Raw genomic sequence first — 18,794 nt, forward strand, 5'->3', positions numbered from 1 at the left:
AGGGACGGAATGAAGACGATCGTCATTGCCGGCGGCGGAACCGCCGGCCTTCAACTGGCGGCCCGGCTGGGAAGGCAATTGGGCAATCGCGGACTGGCGAACATTGTTCTGGTGGACCGCTACCGGACACACCTGTGGAAGCCCCTGCTGCACGAAGTCGCCGCGGGAAAGCTTGAGCCGTATATCCACCACACATCCTTCGCGCTCCAGGCGCGCCGCTACGGTTTCCGCTTCGTACAAGGCGAGTTCACCTCGCTGGATCGCGACAACCGCACGCTAGCGATCACAACGTCCGGATGCGATGGTGTCACGCACACGACGACGCTGACCTATGACACATTGGTGCTGGCCATCGGCGGTACCACGCAATACTTTGGCGTCCCGGGGGCGAGTGAGCACGCCCTGGCGCTGGACAGCGTACCGGGCGCAGAGTATGCGCGGACCCAGATCGTGGATGCGCTGCGCCGCGTATCGTCGCAGGCTAAAGCGACCGACCGTCCGGCGCGGGCCAGCGTCGCCATCATCGGTGCGGGCGCGACCGGGGTGCAGCTGGCCGCCCAAGTGCGGCAGATGTCGCGCGTGCTGAGCCAGTACGGCATCCATTCGCTCGATCCGGACCGCGGCACCGAAGTCCTGCTCGTCGAGGCTTCCGGCAACATCCTGCCGGGCATGGATCGTCGCCTCGCCGACACGACCGCAGCCGAGTTGCAGGCCCAGGGTATCCAGATCCTGCTGAACACGCGCGTCACCGAGGTCCGCCCGGACTGCCTGCATATTGCAGGCGCGGCCCCTATTGCCGCGGACGTGACGGTATGGACCGCCGGCGTCACCGTATCGCCTGTGCTGTCGAACATCGGCCTGCAGGTCACCCGCAACGGACGCGTTCGGGTAGGAGATACGCTCCAGACCCTGGAGGACAAACATATTTATGCCTTGGGTGATTGCGCGAGCTTCCGCCCGGCTGGGGAACAAGCAGAGCTTCCCACGCGAGCGCAGGTCGCGCATCAGCAGGCCATTTACCTGGCCCACGCCTTGCCACGTGTGCTCGCCGGCAAGTCCGTAGGCAGGTTCACATTTCGCGATCGGGGCTCGGTCATCTCGTTGGCCGACGACATGGCGTTGTGCCATCTGCTCGCGCCCGGCAGCAGCGACGGCTGGCAGGTACGGGGCGCACTGGCAAAGCTGGTGCACCGCGTTATCTACCGACGTCACATGCTGGCGGTGCAGGGTTTTGCGCGAACCGCCGCGATGGCACTGTCCCAGCGTCTGGAGCGGCTGCTGGGGGCGGGCTATCGGCTCGACTGAGGCGCACGTTCCAATGCAGGCGCGCAGGCATGGTCATCCGCATGCCTGCGCGCCTGCATTGAGGAACAGCTGAGTGAACATCAGCCGCGCCGGTTCACTGTCCTGGAGTGCACCTTCAGAAGTCGGCCACTTTGCCCCAGGCCGACTGCTTGAAGCGCGCCGGGTTGTACGGGGCAGGATCGAAGATCGGCTCGTCACCGGTCACCAGGTCCGCGATCAAGTGGCCCGCTCCGGGGCCGATGCCGAACCCATGCCCGGAGAAGCCCGCTGCCAGGATGAAACCGGGGATCTCCGGCACTTCGCCAATCCCCGGCACACCGTCAGGGGTGCTGTCCACAAAGCCGGCCCAGGCACTGGCGATGCCGGTCTGGCCCAGTGCAGGCATCAGTTCGACAGCACGACGATAGGTTTGCTTGACCGCCGCCGCATCCGCCTTTGGGTCGAGTATTCGCATCCGCTCCATGGGGGTTGGTGCATCCAGCCGCCACCGCGCGAGTGTTTCATGGCCTGCGCGAATCCCTTCCAACCCGCCTGGAAACACGTTACGCCAGCGCTTGGCAAACATGGGCAGGAACTGCGGCGCGAAGCGCATCAGTTGCGCCGTCGGGTCCACGCGTCCACGCCCGCTGATGGCAAGGTTGTAGCTGCCATCGCTGCGGCGGGTGATGGACACGCGCGCGGTGTGCAGGGCGTCAGGGAGATGCCCGGCCACCCCGGACACGCGCACGATGGACTGGCGAACGGTAGCCTGGGGAAAACGAATGCCCAGTTGGCGGCAGAACGAAGAGGCCCACGCGCCTCCGGCGAACACCGCGACGCGGGTCTTGATGGTTCCGGCTTCGGTGACGACGCCGCTGACGCGGCCGCCCTCAAGCTCAATGCCCCGGGCGGCGCAATTCTGCAGCACGGTGCCGCCGAGCTTCATGAGCGCCGCAGCCACCGACGGAGCTGCCTTGGCTGGATCGGCCGTACCGTCACTGGGCGAGAACACGCCACCCTTCCATGCGCGGCCAGTATCCCGACCCCGTTCGCTGGCCTCGCGGCCGCTCAACATGTGGGTTGTCACGCCGGCAGTTCTGGCGAAATCTCGCCATCTGGCCCAGCGTGCAATCTCGTCTTCGTCGTTGCTGAGGTAAAGCAAACCACACCTGTGGAAGCCCGTGTCCTCGCCGGTTTCTTCGGCGAACCGCTCCCACAGCTCGAGGCTCCTGGAGGCCATAGGCAATTCACGCGCGTCACGGTTCTGTTGGCGGCACCAGCCCCAGTTGCGGCTCGATTGTTCGGCGCCGATGCGGCCCTTTTCTACTACGGTAACCGAAAGGCCGCGCCGGGCCAGGTAGTACGCAGCAAAAACGCCGATGATGCCACCGCCGATCACTACGGCGTCGGCATGGGCCGGCAGGGATGAGGTACTCTCGATGAGACGCAAGGGCTGGGACATGGATGGATCTCCTCGCATTATTTGTCTTGCACGTTTTGTTTCAGGTTGAACCCGGCAACACCCTCTGCGCTCCGCCGTCCGGCAAGATCATGGCGGCCTGCATGCCGGCTAGTCGTCGCCGTGTTCAAGGATGGCCTTCGTTTCGAGATACTCTTCCAGGCCTTCCAATCCGTATTCGCGACCATTCCCCGAGCGCTTATAGCCGCCGAAGGGAGCGTGGGCATTCCATGCCGGATAGTTGATATGCACCTGGCCGGCGCGGATCCGCGCAGCCACGGCTCGCGCCGCGTCCAGATCTCGGCCCTGCACATGGGCGCCCAGACCATAAATGGTGTCGTTGGCGATCTCCACGGCTTCGTCGACGCTGTCGTAGGGAATGATCGAAAGCACTGGCCCGAAGATCTCTTCCTGAGCGATGCGCATTTTTGAATGTACGTCCGAGAAGATTGTCGGCCGTACGTAGAACCCGCGCTCCAGGCCCGGCGGCCGACCGAGGCCGCCGCAGACCAGCCGCGCGCCTTCGGCAAGGCCGGCGCCAATCATTTCTTGCACACGGTTGAACTGCGCGCCGTTTGCCACCGGTCCGTGCGTGGTTTGTACCGAGCGCGGGTCGCCGACCACGAGGCGGGCAACCGCCTCGCAAGCGATCCGCTCTACATCGGCCAGGCGATCGCGCGGCACGATCATTCGCGTCGGTGCGCTGCAGGATTGCCCGACGTTGCGGAAGGCCGCCGCCACACCCGCCGGCACGGCTCGCGCGAGGTCCGCATCCGGGAGGATGACGTTGGGGGACTTGCCACCCAGTTCCTGCGCTACACGCTTGACCGTTACGGCCGCCGCCTGCGCGACGAGAACACCTGCACGGGTAGAGCCCGTGATCGAAATCATGTCCACGTCCGGGTGTTCCGCCAGCGCGGCACCGACCTCCGGCCCTTCCCCGTTCACGAGGTTGAACACGCCCGGAGGAGCGCCCGCGTCGTGCATCACCTGCGCGAACAGCAAGGCACTGAAGGGTGACAGCTCGCTAGGCTTCAGCACGACGGTGCATCCTGCTGCCAGTGCAGGACCTACCTTCGCAGTAATCTGATACAGCGGCCAGTTCCATGGCGTGATGAGGCCACATACGCCGATGGCTTCACGCGTGATCGTCATGCCGTCCCGATGCGAGACAAAGGGATAACGGCTCATGACGTCGCAGGCCACCCGGATGTGCGCTGCCGCAGCCGGCACGTGCGCGCCGAGCGCCACGCTGCTGGCTGCGCCCATCTCCAGCGAGATTGCCTCGGCGAACACCTCTGCCCGCTCTAGTATGAGGTCGTGCACACGGTTAAGAAGACCCTTCCGGATCTGTATGGAACTGACTGACCAATCAGCAAAGGCGGCTCTGGCAGCGGCCACGGCGGTGGCGGCGTCTTGCCTGCTTCCCAAGGCGATCTCTGCAACAACGTCTTCGGTCGACGGGTCGGTGACGGCGGCCCGGGCCTGCCCTATGGGGCGGACCCACTCGCCGTCGATGAAGATACGATCCAGATGACCTGCGCTGGTCAGGCGCTCAATGATGGCGTGTTTCATCCGAGCTTTCCTTCGCACAAGCCCTTCAGATGCATGGTCTCATCCTCGTCGGGCAGCATGCACGCGGCTGGGAAAGCGATCCAGTACGTATAGAGTTTCATGGCAGTGGCGCTTCGATGTTTCGCTGTGACGTAGCGATTGAGTGAACTTTCGGTTACTGTCATTGCAACATAGAGTTGCCATGCGCTTGTCGCGAAACGCACCGTTGATCATCACGAAGCTGCTGTTTTATGACACGCTGCCAGCATGCCGTGCCGAGCGTGTGCAAGGCGTGCAGGATGCGCATCTTTGCTCAGTCCCGCATCCGGTTAAAGCCTTACTCCATGGACTGACCGATCATTGGGGCCATGACACCCCCTCCAGGGCCGGTGAGGCCCGAGCAGCGGCAATCAGTCCGCTCCCTCCGCCCGGCAAAGAATACGATGAGCCAATCGCAGATGTGGGCGATCAATCATCGCATTGCCTAGCCTTGCAACGCCGGAGGCGCCGACTTTGGAGAATGCTTCGATGACTTGTCTCGCCCACTGTATTTCTTCAGCATGGGGCATGAAAGCTTCATTGATTGCTGCAATATGGGACGGATGGGCGGCCGCCTTGGCGGTAAAGCCATCGCGCCTGGCAAGGGCCGCCTCATGACCGATCTCGAAGTTGTGCGACAGGTTTGTACTGACAGCATCAATGGCATCGATACCTGCCTGAGCAGCGGCTAACAGACACATCGTTCGTGCAACGGAGAACGGTGAGGTAAGCTCCCTTCCCTGATGCGACGAGCGAACGCCCAGATCGGCCGCCAGATCCTCGACGCCCCACATCAAGGCGCGCAGACGCATCGGCGCATTCCGATACGAAGACAGGCCAAACACACCTTCGGATGATTCCGTGGCCATGGCGACAATCCCCGTCTCCCATGCGCCATTGAGCAACACATGCTCGAGCGCGGCAAGAAAATCGCACAGGCGATGGACATCTTCAATCCCCCTGCACTTTGGAAGAACGATCGCATCGGGTTGATACGGCAACACTGCGGCCAGATCGTGAAGAATATGCCCGGATGCCAGCCCATTGACCCGCACCAGCACTTGTGCGTCTATCGAAAGACGATGCTCGGCAAGAAAGCCCGCCAGCTTCCGGCGGGCCTCGTCTTTCCCATGCTCCGGGACGGCATCTTCCAGATCGAACACCAGGCCATCGGCACCTGCCTTGAGTGCGGCGGTGAGTTTTCTATCGCTATCAGCAGGCACGAATAGCAAGGAACGCAAATGTTGCGGCATGATTTTGTGCATAGTATCTGGCTTTCAATTCCTTTAGCGCTCCGGTACGGCGCCTTCTGTACACGCTGGTCAGACACGCCGGTACCGCAGTTTCTGCGTTCCGAGCAGCACAGTTCGCAATTTGCTCTTGGCGGCGGCGTCAAAATCAGCGTCTTGCACGGCAACGGTGCTTTTATGCTGGATGGCATCATCCTGACCGTTGCCGCTTACCCGATGCACGCCCACGCCCCCTCTTTGGACGAACACGCACATCCCCGTCTCGACGCTGCGCTCAAGTACATCCATCGTCACCTCGGCGAACCGTTGCGGCTGCCTTTTCTCGCGCAGCTATCCCGGTTAAGTGTCGGGCGCTTCGTCACCGTATTTCGGCTGACGGTAGGGGTCACCCCGCATCGCTACATTTACCTGAAGCGCATTCATCGCGCGCAGTGTTTGCTTGGGCAGGGCCACACTCCGGCACTGGCGGCACACGAGTGCGGGTTCTATGATCAGAGCCATCTGACGCGCTGCCTGAAAAGCCAATGCGGCATGACACCACGGCAGTTCCAAACGGCGATGAAATCCGCATCTGCCGGTGCCGATCACTCTCCCTGAGTCCGGGTGTATCACGTTGCCAACGGGAACAACCGTTCAATCGGATAGTGAGTCTTGATGAATGGCGACTTGATGACGATAAAGCTGAAGTACTTTTCAATTCCGATATTGCGCTCCAGCAAACTTTCCATCAGCTCCTGGTAATGATTGACACCACGGGTAATGAACTTGAGCAAGTAGTCATAGCCTCCGCTGACAAGATGGCATTCGACGATCTCGTCGATCGCGTACACGGCCTTTTCAAAGCGCGCGAAGTCTTCGCGATGGTGGTCCTCCAGGGTGACCTCGGTGAACACCGTAAGGATGTCGCCGAGTTTGTCCATGCGGATTTGCGCGCTGTATCCGCCGATATAGCCGGCCTGTTCCAGGCGCTTGACCCGTATCAGGCAGGGACTCGCAGACAGGCCAACTGCGTCGGCGAGATCCACGTTGGTCATGCGCCCGTTCTTTTGCAACTGGGCGAGAATGCGGAGGTCAAGCCGGTCAAGTTTGATGGGGGCGGACATGGTCTTTCAAGGCAGGGTGACTGAATCACATTGTCGTCATATGCGCCGGTCAGGGCAACCGGGGCGCGCCCGGGGAGAGTTGCGGGTCAAAATCCCCTATGCTCACACCCGCGGGTCGCCTGGCAAATTCCCTGTACGTCGCGCAGCCGTTGCTTGGCGCGCCGCGAGAATGTGCGCACCGCACTACTTCTTCGTTCGCCACACTACCCGATCGCCTTATCGGCGAGCGCAAATGAAAGGAATGGCCTGACAGGGGAATAAGGAGTGCCCCGGAAGAGAACGGCTGCATCTGCGACGCGGGACAGGCCAAGACCAGGAAGCCATTCCTCGAGTTCCCCATGGGCGTGTACGTCCAAGCGCAGCGTGCGCCCAGTGACCAGGCCCGCCAGGTGCGCAATCATTGCCTTGGCCGCCATCGGGCAAGGGGCGACGACAGGGCCGATTGTCGCGCCGCGGCCGAAGCGCCGCAGAATCGCAAAACCTTGTGGACCGTCGGGATGATCCAGTACCACGGTGCCGATGGAATGGCGCAGCCAGGCCTGGATTAGTTTTTCGCGGACAACGCCTCCTGCGCGCTCATCCATTTCGACCAGCAACTGCATGTCATTGCGTCCCCCTGGGCGCAGACGGGTGTCTTCAGGCAGGGGCATCAAGGGCGCCTGCAAAGCCTTGCCCTCGTACTGGTGAATTTCGCCAATCCGTTCGAACCCCATACTTCCATAGAAGCCGTGAATGATCCCGGCGGCGTGAAGCAGCACGGCGCGCCTGTCCAGACCCGCACACAGTGCTTCCAACAAGCTGCGCCCAATGCCCCGCTCACGGAATGCCGGGTTAACAATGACGAGGCCGACGGTAGCACCGCGCTCCCCCCAGAGCCAGCGCATGCCTACACCAACCACGGCGCCCTCGACCTCCGCCACTCGCCCCTCGCCCATCGCGAGCAGAGTCTTCCAGTCACTGGCACGATGCGGCCACCGCTCTGCTTCGGAAAGAGAAAGAGCGACAGGCAAGTCTGACAGGACCATCGGTCTGATCACGGGAAGGTGTTCGGTGGCATGCACTGGATGCTTGGCGGAGTTCATTGCGGTATGGTCGTCGCCGGACAGATTGGTAGCGTAGATCATGCGATGAACCGGCAGATCCGGATAGGAAAAAGTTGCTGCGTGAGCGCGCACCAATAATGCGCCAACAATAGGGTAATCCCGAAGAATGCTGCAGTGCACATGCCCATCCCAAGTGCACGTGGCATGCAATGCCAAACCGCGCGCATGAAACCGCAGCTTTGACTGCCATGACTCGGAATACCCCACAAAGCCTTTGGCCCTACATGCTTCAATGTCAGGGAGATACAACGTAGCAGGCGCGGCCGCTTTCGAGTCCCACCATGAAGCCTGCAGCGTAGAGGCCTGCCCCCCACGGCGGCCATGTCGGAAAAGACACCTTCGGAAACTTTTTAAGCAACCGGAACATATATTAGCGCCGTCTCCACCGAATCGAGACTCCTGGCACGAAGTGTCCACACGGGGCTTGGAAATCGGTGCACCGTACCGCTCTGATCCGGATGCACAGTCCGACGGGCGGTTCCAATGCGGCCACGTTTATCAACTAAGAAAGGAGACACCGTGAACCTGTTCATCCTGCGCCTGCTGGCGCGGCGCGTCGGACTGGCGCTGATCTCATTACTGGCCGTCTCGGCCATCGTTTTCGCGATCACCGCGGTATTGCCCGGCGATGCCGCCCAGGAGCAACTCGGCCAGGACGCCACGCCTGAAGCGCTGGCCGCGCTGCGCACACAGATGGGCCTTAACGTGCCAGCGCCGGTCCGCTACGCCCAATGGCTGGGCGGCATGCTTACGGGAAATGCAGGCGAGTCCCTCGTCACGCGCATGCCAGTTTCGGAAGCCATCGGCAGCCGTCTACCGAATTCGCTGCTGCTGGCAGGCCTGACCGCGTTGATCTCCGTTCCGGTGGCGCTGGGTCTTGGCATCCTGGCGGCGGTCTACCGTGGTACCTGGTTCGACCGCAGCGTCAGCCTCGGTGCTGTGGCAGTGGTGTCCGTGCCGGAATTCCTGGTTGCCACCCTGGCGGTCCTGCTATTTGCAGTACAGCTGCGCTGGCTGCCCGCTCTTGCCTATATCGGCACCAACGAACCATGGGACAAGGTGCTGCGTTCCCTGGCCATGCCGGTGCTGAGCCTCTGCTGTGTGATCGTTGCACAAATGCTGCGCATGACGCGGGCCGCCGTGATCGATCAGCTCAATGCGCCGTATATCGAAATGGTGCGGCTCAAAGGCGCATCCCCCACCCGCATGGTGCTGTTCCATGCGCTGCCGAACGCCATCGGCCCGATCGCCAATGCCGTCGCGCTAAGCCTCTCCTACCTGCTGGGCGGCGTCATCATCGTCGAGACCATCTTCAACTATCCGGGAATTGCGAAGCTGATGGTGGATAGTGTCGCCCAGCGCGACATGCCCGTCGTCCAGGTTTGCGCCATGATCTTCTGCGCGGCGTTCCTGACCCTCGTAACGCTTGCCGATGTATGCGGCATCGTCGCTAACCCGCGTCTGCGCCACCGCTGATGCCCTGAACGCATGCTGGAGCCGCTACTCATGTCCACCACATCCAATACGCAAGCAACCGCCGCAGCGAGCGCCGTCGGCAAAAGCCGTCGACGTTTGCGCCTGCCCTACATGGGCTTCACGGCCTGGATCGGCTGCCTGATTCTGCTTGGCTGGCTGCTTGCCGCCGTACTTGGCCCGATCCTGATCAACGCTGACGGCTCGCCCACTGGCGAAATCCAGATCTTCGGGCCCATCAGCGCGCAGCACTGGCTGGGCACCGATTACCTGGGGCGAGATATGCTGACCCGGGTGATCCTGGGTGCGCGCTATACCGTCTGCGTGGCGCTGGTATCCACGCTGTGCGCAAGCGGCATCGGCATTACGCTGGCGTTGCTGGCAACAGTCAGCGGCCGCTGGATCGATGCCTGCATGAGCCGCGGCCTCGATACGCTCACGGCGATTCCAAGCAAGATGTTCGCGCTGATCATGGTCGCGGCCTTCGGCTCGTCGGTCTGGATGCTTGCCATCACGGCAGCGATCATCTACATACCGGGCGCCTATCGCATTGCGCGTTCGCTGGCGGTAAACATCAATGCCATGGATTACGTGACCGTCGCCCGCACCCGCGGTGAAGGTACAGCCTACATCATGCGCCAGGAAATCCTGCCCAACATCATCGGCCCGATGCTGGCCGACCTGGGCCTGCGCTTCGTCTACGTCGTGCTGCTGCTCGCCAGCCTGAGCTTCCTTGGCCTGGGTATCCAGCCTCCCGATGCCGACTGGGGTTCGCTGGTACGCGAGAACATCGGCGCGCTGTCCGACGGCAGCATGGCCGTGGTGGCGCCGGCTCTGGCCATTGCCAGCCTGACCCTTGCGGTCAACCTCGTCATCGACAACCTGCCGGGTCGCTCGGCACGCAATGGAGTCAAGTAATGGGCACGTCTGTAAAGGTCAGCAACCTCCGCATTACCGCCGGGCCCGCGACGCTGGTCGACCGCGTCGACTTTGAAATTGAGCCTGGCAAAGTGCTCGCCCTGATCGGCGAGTCCGGCTCCGGCAAGACCACCACCGCGCTGGCGCTGATGGGCTATGCACGCCACGGCTGCGAGATTTCCGGCGACATCCGGGTCGGGCACCATGACGTGCTTCGCCTGCCTGCGGGCGAACAACGCCGGTTGCGCGGGCGCGAGATCACGTACATTGCGCAAAGTGCGGCAGCGTCGTTCAACCCCTCCCGCACCATCATGGACCAGGTTGTCGAGCCTGCGTTGATCCATCGCCTCATGGATCGCGACGCTGCCGAAGAGAAAGCCGTGGCGCTGTTCCGGGAACTGGCACTGCCGGATCCGGAATCCATCGGTGAGCGTTATCCGCACCAGGTATCCGGCGGCCAGCTGCAGCGGCTGATGGCCGCGATGGCTCTGATCACCGATCCCGATCTTGTGATCCTCGACGAGCCGACCACTGCCCTGGACGTCACCACGCAGGTGGAAGTGCTGCGGGTATTCCGCCGCGCCGTGCAGGAACGCCGTACCACTGCGGTCTATGTCAGCCATGACCTGGCCGTGGTGGCCCAGGTCGCGGACCATATCCTGGTGCTGCGCGACGGCAAGATGCGCGAACTGGGCGAGACGGACCAGATCCTGTACCAGCCAGCGGACGACTACACCCGTTGCCTGCTCGCCGCCGCCAAGCCCGCCGAGCGCCCCGGGGCCACCGTCGATCCGGACAAGAGTCCCCTGCTGCTAGAGGTTCGCGACCTGTCGGCCGGCTATGGTCCGCTCGACGCGCACGGCCAACCCGCCTCGAAGATCCTGGAGGGCGTGGACCTGAAGCTGTACCGCGGCCAGGCAATCGGCGTCATCGGCGAGTCCGGTTCGGGCAAGACCACGCTCGCGCGTGCGATTGCCGGGCTGGTCGCCCCCTGCCGTGGCAGCATTGCGTTCAATGGCCATTCGTTGAAGCCGACCGTCGCGCAGCGCAGCCGCGAAGAGCTGCGGCGTATCCAGATCGTATTCCAGATGGCCGATACCGCGCTCAATCCGGCTCGCACGATCGAGGATATCCTCGCGCGTCCGTTGCAGTTCTTCCATGGACTGCGCGGCGAAGCCCAACGCGCCCGCATTCGTCAACTGCTTGATCTGGTGCGCCTGCCGTCCGGCGTGGCCCAACGCCTGCCCGGCGGCCTGTCCGGCGGGCAAAAGCAGCGTGTGAACCTCGCGCGCGCCCTGGCGGCCGACCCGGAACTGATCCTTTGCGATGAGATCACCTCCGCACTGGACACCGTGGTGGGTGCGGCAATCCTTGACCTGATGGCGGAACTGCGCAAGGAACTTGGCGTCTCGTATCTGTTCATCAGCCATGACCTGCATACCGTGCGCGCCATCTGCGACGAGATCGTGGTGATGCAGCATGGCCGCAAGGTCACGCAGGTCGCACACGAGGACTACGAACGCGGACCGCATCATCCTTATTTCACGCTGCTCGCCCGCTCCGTGCCGGAGCTGCGCCGCGGCTGGATCGACGAAGTCAACCTGCATATCGAAGGCGCGCGCGCGGTACAAGGCGTACGCAGCGCCGCCTGATTCATTTTCACGGAGATCTCTTTTCATGCCTTTGTACCTGAACCAAGACTTGCTTCCCGGCCGCAACTTTGTCGGCGGCGAATGGTGCAGTGCGGCCGATGACCGCACCGTGTCCGTGGTGGACCCCGCCACGGAAGAAGCCTTCGCGACCGCGCCGGATAGCGGCGCTGCCGACGCGCTCCGCGCCGTCGACGCCGCCCACGCCGCATTCCCCGCATGGCGCAAGACCCCGGCCAAACAGCGCGCGCAGATCATCAAGCGCTGGAACGATCTCGTGGTCAGCCACCAGGAAGACCTTGGCCGGCTGATCTCCAGCGAGCAAGGCAAGCCGCTGGCGGAAGCCAAAGGCGAGGTTCTGTACGCGGCCAGCTATATCGAATGGTTCGCGGAAGAAGCCACGCGAGCGGATGGCGACGTGATCGCCGCGCCGGTACAGGGCCGCCGCATGCTGGCGCTGCGCGAGCCGGCTGGCGTCGTCGCCGCGATCACGCCATGGAATTTCCCTGCCGCAATGATCGCGCGCAAGATTGCCCCCGCGCTGGCTGCCGGCTGCACTGTGGTATGCAAGCCGGCGGAAGATACCCCGCTGACCTCCCTCGCACTGGTAAAGCTTGCCCAGCAGGCCGGCGTGCCGCCGGGCGTATTGAACATCGTCACGGCCTCGCGCGAGCGGGCTGCCGAAGTCGTCGATGTGTGGCTGGATGATGCACGCGTGCGCAAGATTACCTTTACCGGCTCGACGCCCGTCGGCAAACACCTGGCACGCCGCTCCGCCGATACGCTGAAGAAGCTGTCGCTGGAGCTTGGCGGCAACGCTCCGTTCATTGTGTTCGACGATGCGGATCTGGATGCCGCCGTCGACGGGCTGATGGCCGCAAAGTTCCGCAACGGCGGACAGACCTGCGTGTCTCCGAACCGGATCTATGTCCAGGACAAGGTCCACGATGCCTTTGTCGACAAACTTGCCGCGCGCGTCGGTGCGCTGGTCGTTGGTCCCGCGACCGACCCGGCGGCGCAGATCGGCCCGATGATCAACGCGCGCGCGGTGGACAAGATCGAACGCCATGTGCGGGACGCGCTGAGCCGTGGGGCCCGCGTGGTGGTCGGCGGCCAGCGCATTCGCAACGCGCAGTGCACCGGTCCGAATTACTACGCGCCGACCGTGCTGGTGAATGCGGATGCGTCCATGCAATGCTCTTGCGAGGAAACCTTCGGCCCCGTAGCGCCCGTGACCCGCTTCCATACCGAAGCCGATGTGGTTGAGGCGGCCAATGCCACGCCGTTCGGCCTCGCCGCGTATTTTTACTCAACTGACGTTCGACGGATCTGGCGCCTGGCTGATGCACTGGAGACGGGCATTGTTGGCGTCAACGAAGGAGCACTGGCCGCGGAAGCGGCCCCCTTCGGCGGCGTCAAGGATTCCGGATACGGGCGCGAAGGCTCGCGGCACGGCCTCGACGAGTATATGCACATCAAGTACGTGTGCCAGGGCCAGCTGGACTGAGCGGCTGAGTCAGGCGAAGGCTTTTCTTGTCAGCATGCGGAGCGGCCGGCCTTGCCGGCCGCTCCGCATTTCAACGTCGGCGACGGACGCGATCATCCGGCCAACGAAGGAACTGCTGTTCCCCTCCTTACAACAGGATTCGCTACCAATACAGGGAGCGAAATCCGTCAAAGCGCCTCCGGCATCCTCCCTATACTCGTCTTCACGATTAGCGTCAGCCAGCGTGAATGACAAGACTGCACGGCGGCCAGGACCGCCCCGTGCAGAAACGCTTGCCGGCTCCAGTTCCTTCACAACTCACCGCGACCCCGGCTTCGCGGAACCTGAAAAAAGAGGTGTAGTGCAATGACCCAGTCCAACCAGGACCTTATCGCGCTCCGTACGCAACATGTGCCTCACGGCATCGTCACCGCCCATCCGGTTTTCGCGGACCGGGCCGAAGGCTCTTACATCTGGGATGTGGAAGGCCGCCGTTATATCGACTTTGTGGGTGGCATTGGCGTGCAGAACATCGGCCACAACCACCCCAAGATTGTCGAGGCGGTGCGCAAGCAATTGGGTCGCGTTACCCATGCGGCGTTCCAGGTGGTTGGCTATGACGGTTATGTCGAGCTGGCCGCGCGGCTGAACAAACTCGTCGGCGGCGCGGCGCACTACAAGACCCTATTCGCGACAACAGGCGCGGAGGCCGTCGAGAACGCGATCAAGATCGCACGCGCCTACCGCAATGTGCCGGGGGTCATCGCGTTCCGTGGCGGGTTCCATGGACGAACCTTGCTCGGCACCACCCTCACAGGCATCAGCGCTCCTTACAAGCAGAACTTCGGGCCCCTCGCCGGCGAGGTTTACCACACGCCGTACCCGGATGCCTTCCGCGGCTTTTCCAGCGCGGACGCGATTCGCGCCCTTGAAGACCTGTTCGCGACGCAGATCGCGCCCGACCGCGTTGCCGCCATTATTCTAGAGCCCGTGCAAGGCGACGGAGGCTTCATCCCTGCCGGAAGCGAGTTCCTGCGCGCGCTGCGCACGCTGACGGAAAAGCATGGCATCGTGCTGATCTTGGATGAGATCCAGGCCGGCTTCGGCCGCACCGGCAAGACGTTCGGCTTCCAGCATGCGGGCATCCAGCCGGACCTGGTCACCGTCGCGAAAAGCCTGGCCGGTGGCTTGCCGCTGTCCGGCGTGGTCGGGCGCGCCGAGATCATGGACGCGCCGGCAGGGGGAGGCCTGGGTGGGACCTATGGTGGCAACCCGCTCGCTTGCGCCGCCGCGCTGGCCGTGCTCGACGTATTTGAGGAGGAACAGCTTCTCTCCAAGGCACACGGACTAGGCGAGACACTGCGTGCAGGGCTCGATCAGCTCGCCCGGGAGTTCCCCGCCATCGGCACCGTGCGCGGTCTGGGCCCCATGCTGGCATTGGAGTTCGTCAAGAACGGCGACCCGTTCCAGCCTGACGCGGCCTTCGCGCAAGCGGTTATCGACCGCTGCCGCGAAGGGGGCTTGCTCGTGATCAAATGCGGCGTGCATCGAAATACCGTACGCCTGCTGGCACCGCTGAACACCAGCCTGGAAACCGCTCAGGAGGCCATGGAGATCCTGCGCGCGGCCATTGCACTGGCCACTAACGCTGAGCAATAACCAGGACACCGGCGCCGCGAACGGCGCCCGGCACACAGCAATTCCGCTGGGCGCGCATGAAAGCCCCGCGGCTCCCTACAGCGTAGGGAGCCTTTGCCTCATCTGCCGCTACAGAGGCCAGTCAGGCATCGAGCCACACATGCTCGGCAAACGAGTAGCCCATCAGACCTCCCAACGGGATGGGCGACAGGCCCTTGAGCTTGGTCGTATGGGCGTCGATGCTTGCCAGGAACAGCGGGATGCCGATGCCCGCATCCTCGTGAATCATCGTCTGCATGTCGGCATACATCTGACTGCGCTTGCCGTTATCGGTTTCGGCCCGCGCGGCCAGCAGCAACTGGTCGAACTTTGGATTCTTCCAGCGGGACTCGTTCCATGGCGCGTCGGACTTGAAGAACTGAGTGAGAATGGTGTCGGCGCTGGGCCGTGGGTTCACGTTGCCGAACCCTACGGGGCTATTGAGCCAGTGATTGGACCAATACCCGTCTGCCGGCATGCGCTTGACTTCGAGCTCCAGACCCGCACGCTGCGCTGCCTGTTGCAACACCAGCGCCATCTCGACCGAATACAGGGCAGCCGGCGATGTCACCACTGGCACTTTGCCGGTCACGCCCGACTTGCGCAGATGAAACTTCGCCTTCTCGGGATCGAACGGCCGCTGCGGCAGATCCTTGAAATAGAAGCGGTTGGTGGGGTCGATGGGCTGGTCGTTGGCAACCACCGCATTGCCAAGCGCGATCGCTTGCTTCATCTGCTGGCGGTCCAGCAAGTACTTCATCCCCAGGATAAAGTCAGGGTTCGTGCCCGGCCCCACGTCCTTGCGCATGATCAGGTCGGAGTACTGGCCCGATTGCGTCGTCATGATGGCGTAGCCGGGAGTCCCTTTGATCCTCGCCACGGCGCGTGGGTTTATCATCGCGACCAGGTCCATGCCGCCGGACAACAGCGCATTGAGCCGCGCACTGTCGTCGGCAATGCCGATGAGTTCAATCTCGTCGAGGTAAGGCTTCCCGGGCTTCCAGTACGCGTCGTTGCGCACCACCAGTGTGCGCACGCCGGGCTTGAACTCCTTGATCTTGTAAGGCCCGGTGCCAATGCCGGCGCTGAAGTCGGTGGTGCCGTCCTTGACGATGTGGAAATGGAACGTGCCCAGAATGACCGGCAGATCGGCATTGGGGCTGTTCAGCACCACCGTGACCTCGTTCGGGCCGGTGGCCTTCACGCTCTCGATCTGCTCGGCCAGCACCTTGGCCTTGGAGGCTGTGGCCGGATCCTTGTGGCGCATGATCGAGTACACCACGTCGGCCGGCGAGAGCGCCTTGCCGTCGTGGAAGGTCACGCCCTTGCGCAGCGCAAAGACCCAGGTCTTGGCGTCCGTGGTGTTGAACGTCTCCGCCAGCGCCGCCCGCGGCGTCAGGCTTCGGTCCAGCGAAGTCAGTCCGTTGTACACCATGTTGCAGCGCACATAGTCGTTCTGGTTCGACTGCTTGGCCGGATCGAGGGTATCGGAAGCGGCAGCCGTGGCTGCCGCCACGCGGATGCGCCCGCCGCGCCTGGGCGTCTGCGCATGCGCGCCGACCGCCGCGCCGGCGAGGCCGCCGGCCAGCGTGGCCTGCATGCCCCCCGCCAGCAGCATCTTCAGGACATCGCGCCGGGTGGCTCCGCCTTTGAGCGCTTCCATCATGCGAAGGCTTTCGCTGGGGCCGATAAAGTTTTCCAACTGGTTACGGCTATCGCTCATCGTCTGCTCCTTTGGTGCCGGGGCACGAGGACTGTGCCCTAGGCGGAATGCTGTTGACCCTCGGGCTTGGCCCGCAATTTCTTTATTTTTTCCGAGATCGCCGACTGCCAGGATCGGCTTCAGGTGCTTCATGCTAGTCAACCCCCACCAGCATTTGTTTCCGTTGGGGACTGCGCGACCGCATCGAATTGCAAAGCTGGGACCTCCGGCAGACGAATCTTTCAAACTACGGATAAACCCCAGCCCGTTCCAGCAAACTGGCATCAGGTCATTTGGCATCATGCGCTGTGCGACGCGCTCTTTCCAGTCCTTCCTGCGCTGCCTTGCCCTTCCTGCACGGCGAGTCGGCCGCCTCCCTGCCCCTACCGCCAATGGAAGCCGGCCCCCGCCGTCCCGATGCAGCCGGCGCCACTCCGTCTCCCGCTGTGGCGCAGCCGCCAGAACAGCCAGTCAATACGGGACAGCGTCGTTCAGGCGCTTGACGGACTCCGCGCCAAACAATCTGCTGTCTCGCCCCGCATAACGGCAGCGTTCATCGTGGCGCCCCCACAATGCAGCACCATACCGCGCGCCAGCGCCGCTAAGCTTGTTCCAAACCAGCCGGCAGCGCTACGCACGAATGGATGCGAAGGAAACCGCGATGACCCTGATCAATGACCTGCCCCAACTCGCTTCGCTTGACGCCGCGGACCGCGCGCATCTGATCCATCCCGTCTCGCCGTGGCGCCTCCACGAGCAGCGCGGTCCTACCGTACTGGCTTCCGGCCGCGGCGCGTGGTTGACGGATGCCAACGGCAAAGAAGTCCTCGACGCGTTCGCCGGCCTTTGGTGCGTCAATATCGGCTATGGACAGGAAAGCGTGGTGCAGGCCGCCGCCGAGCAGATGCGCCGCCTGCCCTATGCGACCGGTTACTTTCACTTCAGCAGCGAGCCTGCCATCCGCCTCGCCGAGAAGCTTGTGCAACTCACGCCCGGCTCATTGAACCACGTCTATCTCACCCTGGGTGGCTCCGAAGCGGTTGATACGGCTGTGCGCTTCATTACGCAATACTTCAATGCCACCGGCCGGCCAACCAAGAAGCATTTCATCGCGCTGGAGCGCGGCTATCACGGCTCTTCTTCCACCGGTGCCGGACTGACCGCCTTGCCTGCCTTCCACCGCGGCTTCGACCTGCCCCTGCCAACGCAGCACTACATTCCCTCTCCCAATCCCTATCGCGCCAGCGACCCTGACGATGCCCAGGGAATCATCGACGCCTCGGTGGCAGCGTTGCGCAACAAGGTCGCGGAGCTCGGCGCGGACAATGTGGCCGCCTTCTTCTGTGAACCCGTGCAGGGCTCGGGTGGAGTGATTGTGCCGCCCAGGGGCTGGCTCAAGGCCATGCGTGACGCGGCGCGCGAGCTGGACATCCTTTTTGTCGTCGACGAAGTCATTACGGGCTTCGGGCGCACCGGCCCTATGTTCGCCTGCGAGGCTGAAGAGGTTGTCCCCGACATCATGACACTCGCAAAGGGCCTCACCGCCGGCTATGTGCCCATGGGCGCGACGATGATATCCGAGCAACTGTATGCCGGCATTGCCGACGGCGCTCCCGATGGGTCGCCAGTTGGCCATGGCGCGACATACTCCGCTCATCCGGTCAGCGCCGCGGTGGCCCTGGAGGTGCTGCGCCTGTATGAGGAAGGCGGCATCCTGGCCAATGGTCAGCGGGGCGCAGTGCCGTTTGCCGCGGGCCTGGATGCGTTGCGCAGCCATCCGCTGGTGGGTGACTCGCGCCATCGCGGCCTGCTCGGCGCGTTGGAGCTCGTAAGCGACAAGGACAGCAAGCGCGGCTTCGACCCTTCGCTGCGCCTGGCCGAGCGGATCGCGGCGACAGCCTACCGCAACGGCATTGTGTTCCGGGCCTTCGCCGACAATATCCTGGGCTTTGCCCCCGCACTGACATATACCGAGGCCGAGTTCGAGCTGATGTTCGCACGCGTGAAGATGACGCTGGATGACGTGCTTGCAGCAGCAGACGTGCGCGCCGCGCTTGCAAGCTGATTGCGAACCGGCAGCGTCGACAAATCGATTTC

At 63.2% G+C, this 18,794-nt stretch carries 14 protein-coding genes; 8 read left to right on the forward strand and 6 right to left on the reverse strand.

Annotated features, from left to right (window positions below; genetic code table 11):
- The first annotated feature begins 9 nt into the window (after nt 1-9).
- The gene (locus E1J61_RS04335; RefSeq protein ID WP_165971420.1) at nt 10-1,305 is read left to right on the forward strand and encodes an NAD(P)/FAD-dependent oxidoreductase; all 1,296 of its coding nucleotides are present in this window, start codon (nt 10-12) and stop codon (nt 1,303-1,305) included.
- 115 nt (nt 1,306-1,420) lie between these two features.
- On the opposite strand, the gene E1J61_RS04340 is transcribed toward E1J61_RS04335, so the two are convergent.
- The 3 genes from E1J61_RS04340 to E1J61_RS04350 all read right to left on the reverse strand — a co-directional run bounded on the left by E1J61_RS04340 (nt 1,421) and on the right by E1J61_RS04350 (nt 5,589).
- Nucleotides 1,421-2,746, reverse strand: coding sequence for an FAD-binding oxidoreductase (locus E1J61_RS04340; protein ID WP_133092884.1), 1,326 nt, complete (start codon nt 2,744-2,746; stop codon nt 1,421-1,423).
- 108 nt (nt 2,747-2,854) lie between these two features.
- Nucleotides 2,855-4,318, reverse strand: a complete 1,464-nt coding sequence (locus E1J61_RS04345) for an aldehyde dehydrogenase family protein (RefSeq protein ID WP_133092885.1) — start codon at nt 4,316-4,318, stop codon at nt 2,855-2,857.
- 389 nt (nt 4,319-4,707) lie between these two features.
- A complete protein-coding gene (locus E1J61_RS04350; protein WP_243736769.1) occupies nt 4,708-5,589 on the reverse strand; it encodes a CoA ester lyase in 882 nt (293 codons plus the stop codon).
- Here E1J61_RS04350 and E1J61_RS38110 point away from each other — a divergent pair.
- The gene (locus E1J61_RS38110; RefSeq protein WP_243736770.1) at nt 5,578-6,183 is read left to right on the forward strand and encodes a helix-turn-helix domain-containing protein; all 606 of its coding nucleotides are present in this window, start codon (nt 5,578-5,580) and stop codon (nt 6,181-6,183) included. The two genes, E1J61_RS04350 and E1J61_RS38110, sit on opposite strands and share 12 nt — an antisense overlap.
- A gap of 11 nt (nt 6,184-6,194) precedes the next feature.
- Here the strand turns inward: E1J61_RS38110 and E1J61_RS04360 are convergent, their stop codons facing one another.
- The gene (locus E1J61_RS04360; protein WP_116294987.1) at nt 6,195-6,689 is read right to left on the reverse strand and encodes an Lrp/AsnC family transcriptional regulator; all 495 of its coding nucleotides are present in this window, start codon (nt 6,687-6,689) and stop codon (nt 6,195-6,197) included.
- A 203-nt stretch (nt 6,690-6,892) separates the two neighbouring features.
- Nucleotides 6,893-7,813, reverse strand: coding sequence for a GNAT family N-acetyltransferase (locus E1J61_RS04365; RefSeq protein WP_243736771.1), 921 nt, complete (start codon nt 7,811-7,813; stop codon nt 6,893-6,895).
- A gap of 498 nt (nt 7,814-8,311) precedes the next feature.
- Here E1J61_RS04365 and E1J61_RS04370 point away from each other — a divergent pair, with 498 nt between their 5' ends.
- From E1J61_RS04370 to gabT, 5 genes are all read left to right on the forward strand, one after another.
- On the forward strand, nt 8,312-9,268 hold the full coding sequence (locus E1J61_RS04370; RefSeq protein ID WP_133092887.1) for an ABC transporter permease: 957 nt from the start codon (nt 8,312-8,314) through the stop codon (nt 9,266-9,268).
- A 30-nt stretch (nt 9,269-9,298) separates the two neighbouring features.
- Nucleotides 9,299-10,183: an ABC transporter permease gene (locus E1J61_RS04375; RefSeq protein ID WP_133092888.1), complete on the forward strand. Its 885-nt coding sequence runs from the start codon at nt 9,299-9,301 to the stop codon at nt 10,181-10,183.
- Nucleotides 10,183-11,835 carry an ABC transporter ATP-binding protein gene (locus E1J61_RS04380; RefSeq protein WP_133092889.1) on the forward strand — a complete coding sequence of 551 codons (1,653 nt, stop codon included), beginning with the start codon at nt 10,183-10,185 and terminating at the stop codon, nt 11,833-11,835. Before E1J61_RS04375 ends, E1J61_RS04380 begins: the two co-directional genes overlap by 1 nt.
- A gap of 25 nt (nt 11,836-11,860) precedes the next feature.
- Nucleotides 11,861-13,339 carry an NAD-dependent succinate-semialdehyde dehydrogenase gene (locus E1J61_RS04385; RefSeq protein WP_133092890.1) on the forward strand — a complete coding sequence of 493 codons (1,479 nt, stop codon included), beginning with the start codon at nt 11,861-11,863 and terminating at the stop codon, nt 13,337-13,339.
- A 345-nt stretch (nt 13,340-13,684) separates the two neighbouring features.
- Nucleotides 13,685-14,977 carry a 4-aminobutyrate--2-oxoglutarate transaminase gene (gene gabT / locus E1J61_RS04390; protein ID WP_133092891.1) on the forward strand — a complete coding sequence of 431 codons (1,293 nt, stop codon included), beginning with the start codon at nt 13,685-13,687 and terminating at the stop codon, nt 14,975-14,977.
- Between the two features lie 121 nt (nt 14,978-15,098).
- Here the strand turns inward: gabT and E1J61_RS04395 are convergent, their stop codons facing one another.
- The gene (locus E1J61_RS04395) at nt 15,099-16,718 is read right to left on the reverse strand and encodes an ABC transporter substrate-binding protein (protein ID WP_133092892.1); all 1,620 of its coding nucleotides are present in this window, start codon (nt 16,716-16,718) and stop codon (nt 15,099-15,101) included.
- A gap of 640 nt (nt 16,719-17,358) precedes the next feature.
- Between E1J61_RS04395 and E1J61_RS04400 the strand changes: the two genes are divergently transcribed.
- The gene (locus E1J61_RS04400) at nt 17,359-18,762 is read left to right on the forward strand and encodes an aspartate aminotransferase family protein (RefSeq protein ID WP_133092893.1); all 1,404 of its coding nucleotides are present in this window, start codon (nt 17,359-17,361) and stop codon (nt 18,760-18,762) included.
- The last annotated feature ends 32 nt before the right edge of the window (nt 18,763-18,794 follow it).

The sequence above is a fragment of the Cupriavidus sp. L7L genome, from assembly GCF_004353535.1.
In the GTDB taxonomy this organism is placed as follows: domain Bacteria; phylum Pseudomonadota; class Gammaproteobacteria; order Burkholderiales; family Burkholderiaceae; genus Cupriavidus; species Cupriavidus oxalaticus_A.

Bases quoted from the DNA above. Each gene is read 5' to 3' on its own strand.
- E1J61_RS04335 (WP_165971420.1), top strand. From the start codon at position 10: ATGAAGACGATCGTCATTGCCGGCGGCGGAACCGCCGGCCTTCAACTG.
- E1J61_RS04340 (WP_133092884.1), bottom strand. From the start codon at position 2,746: ATGTCCCAGCCCTTGCGTCTCATCGAGAGTACCTCATCCCTGCCGGCC.
- E1J61_RS04345 (WP_133092885.1), bottom strand. From the start codon at position 4,318: ATGAAACACGCCATCATTGAGCGCCTGACCAGCGCAGGTCATCTGGAT.
- E1J61_RS38110 (WP_243736770.1), top strand. From the start codon at position 5,578: ATGTTGCGGCATGATTTTGTGCATAGTATCTGGCTTTCAATTCCTTTA.
- E1J61_RS04350 (WP_243736769.1), bottom strand. From the start codon at position 5,589: ATGCCGCAACATTTGCGTTCCTTGCTATTCGTGCCTGCTGATAGCGAT.
- E1J61_RS04360 (WP_116294987.1), bottom strand. From the start codon at position 6,689: ATGTCCGCCCCCATCAAACTTGACCGGCTTGACCTCCGCATTCTCGCC.
- E1J61_RS04365 (WP_243736771.1), bottom strand. From the start codon at position 7,813: ATGATCTACGCTACCAATCTGTCCGGCGACGACCATACCGCAATGAAC.
- E1J61_RS04375 (WP_133092888.1), top strand. From the start codon at position 9,299: ATGTCCACCACATCCAATACGCAAGCAACCGCCGCAGCGAGCGCCGTC.
- E1J61_RS04380 (WP_133092889.1), top strand. From the start codon at position 10,183: ATGGGCACGTCTGTAAAGGTCAGCAACCTCCGCATTACCGCCGGGCCC.
- E1J61_RS04385 (WP_133092890.1), top strand. From the start codon at position 11,861: ATGCCTTTGTACCTGAACCAAGACTTGCTTCCCGGCCGCAACTTTGTC.
- gabT (WP_133092891.1), top strand. From the start codon at position 13,685: ATGACCCAGTCCAACCAGGACCTTATCGCGCTCCGTACGCAACATGTG.
- E1J61_RS04395 (WP_133092892.1), bottom strand. From the start codon at position 16,718: ATGAGCGATAGCCGTAACCAGTTGGAAAACTTTATCGGCCCCAGCGAA.
- E1J61_RS04400 (WP_133092893.1), top strand. From the start codon at position 17,359: ATGACCCTGATCAATGACCTGCCCCAACTCGCTTCGCTTGACGCCGCG.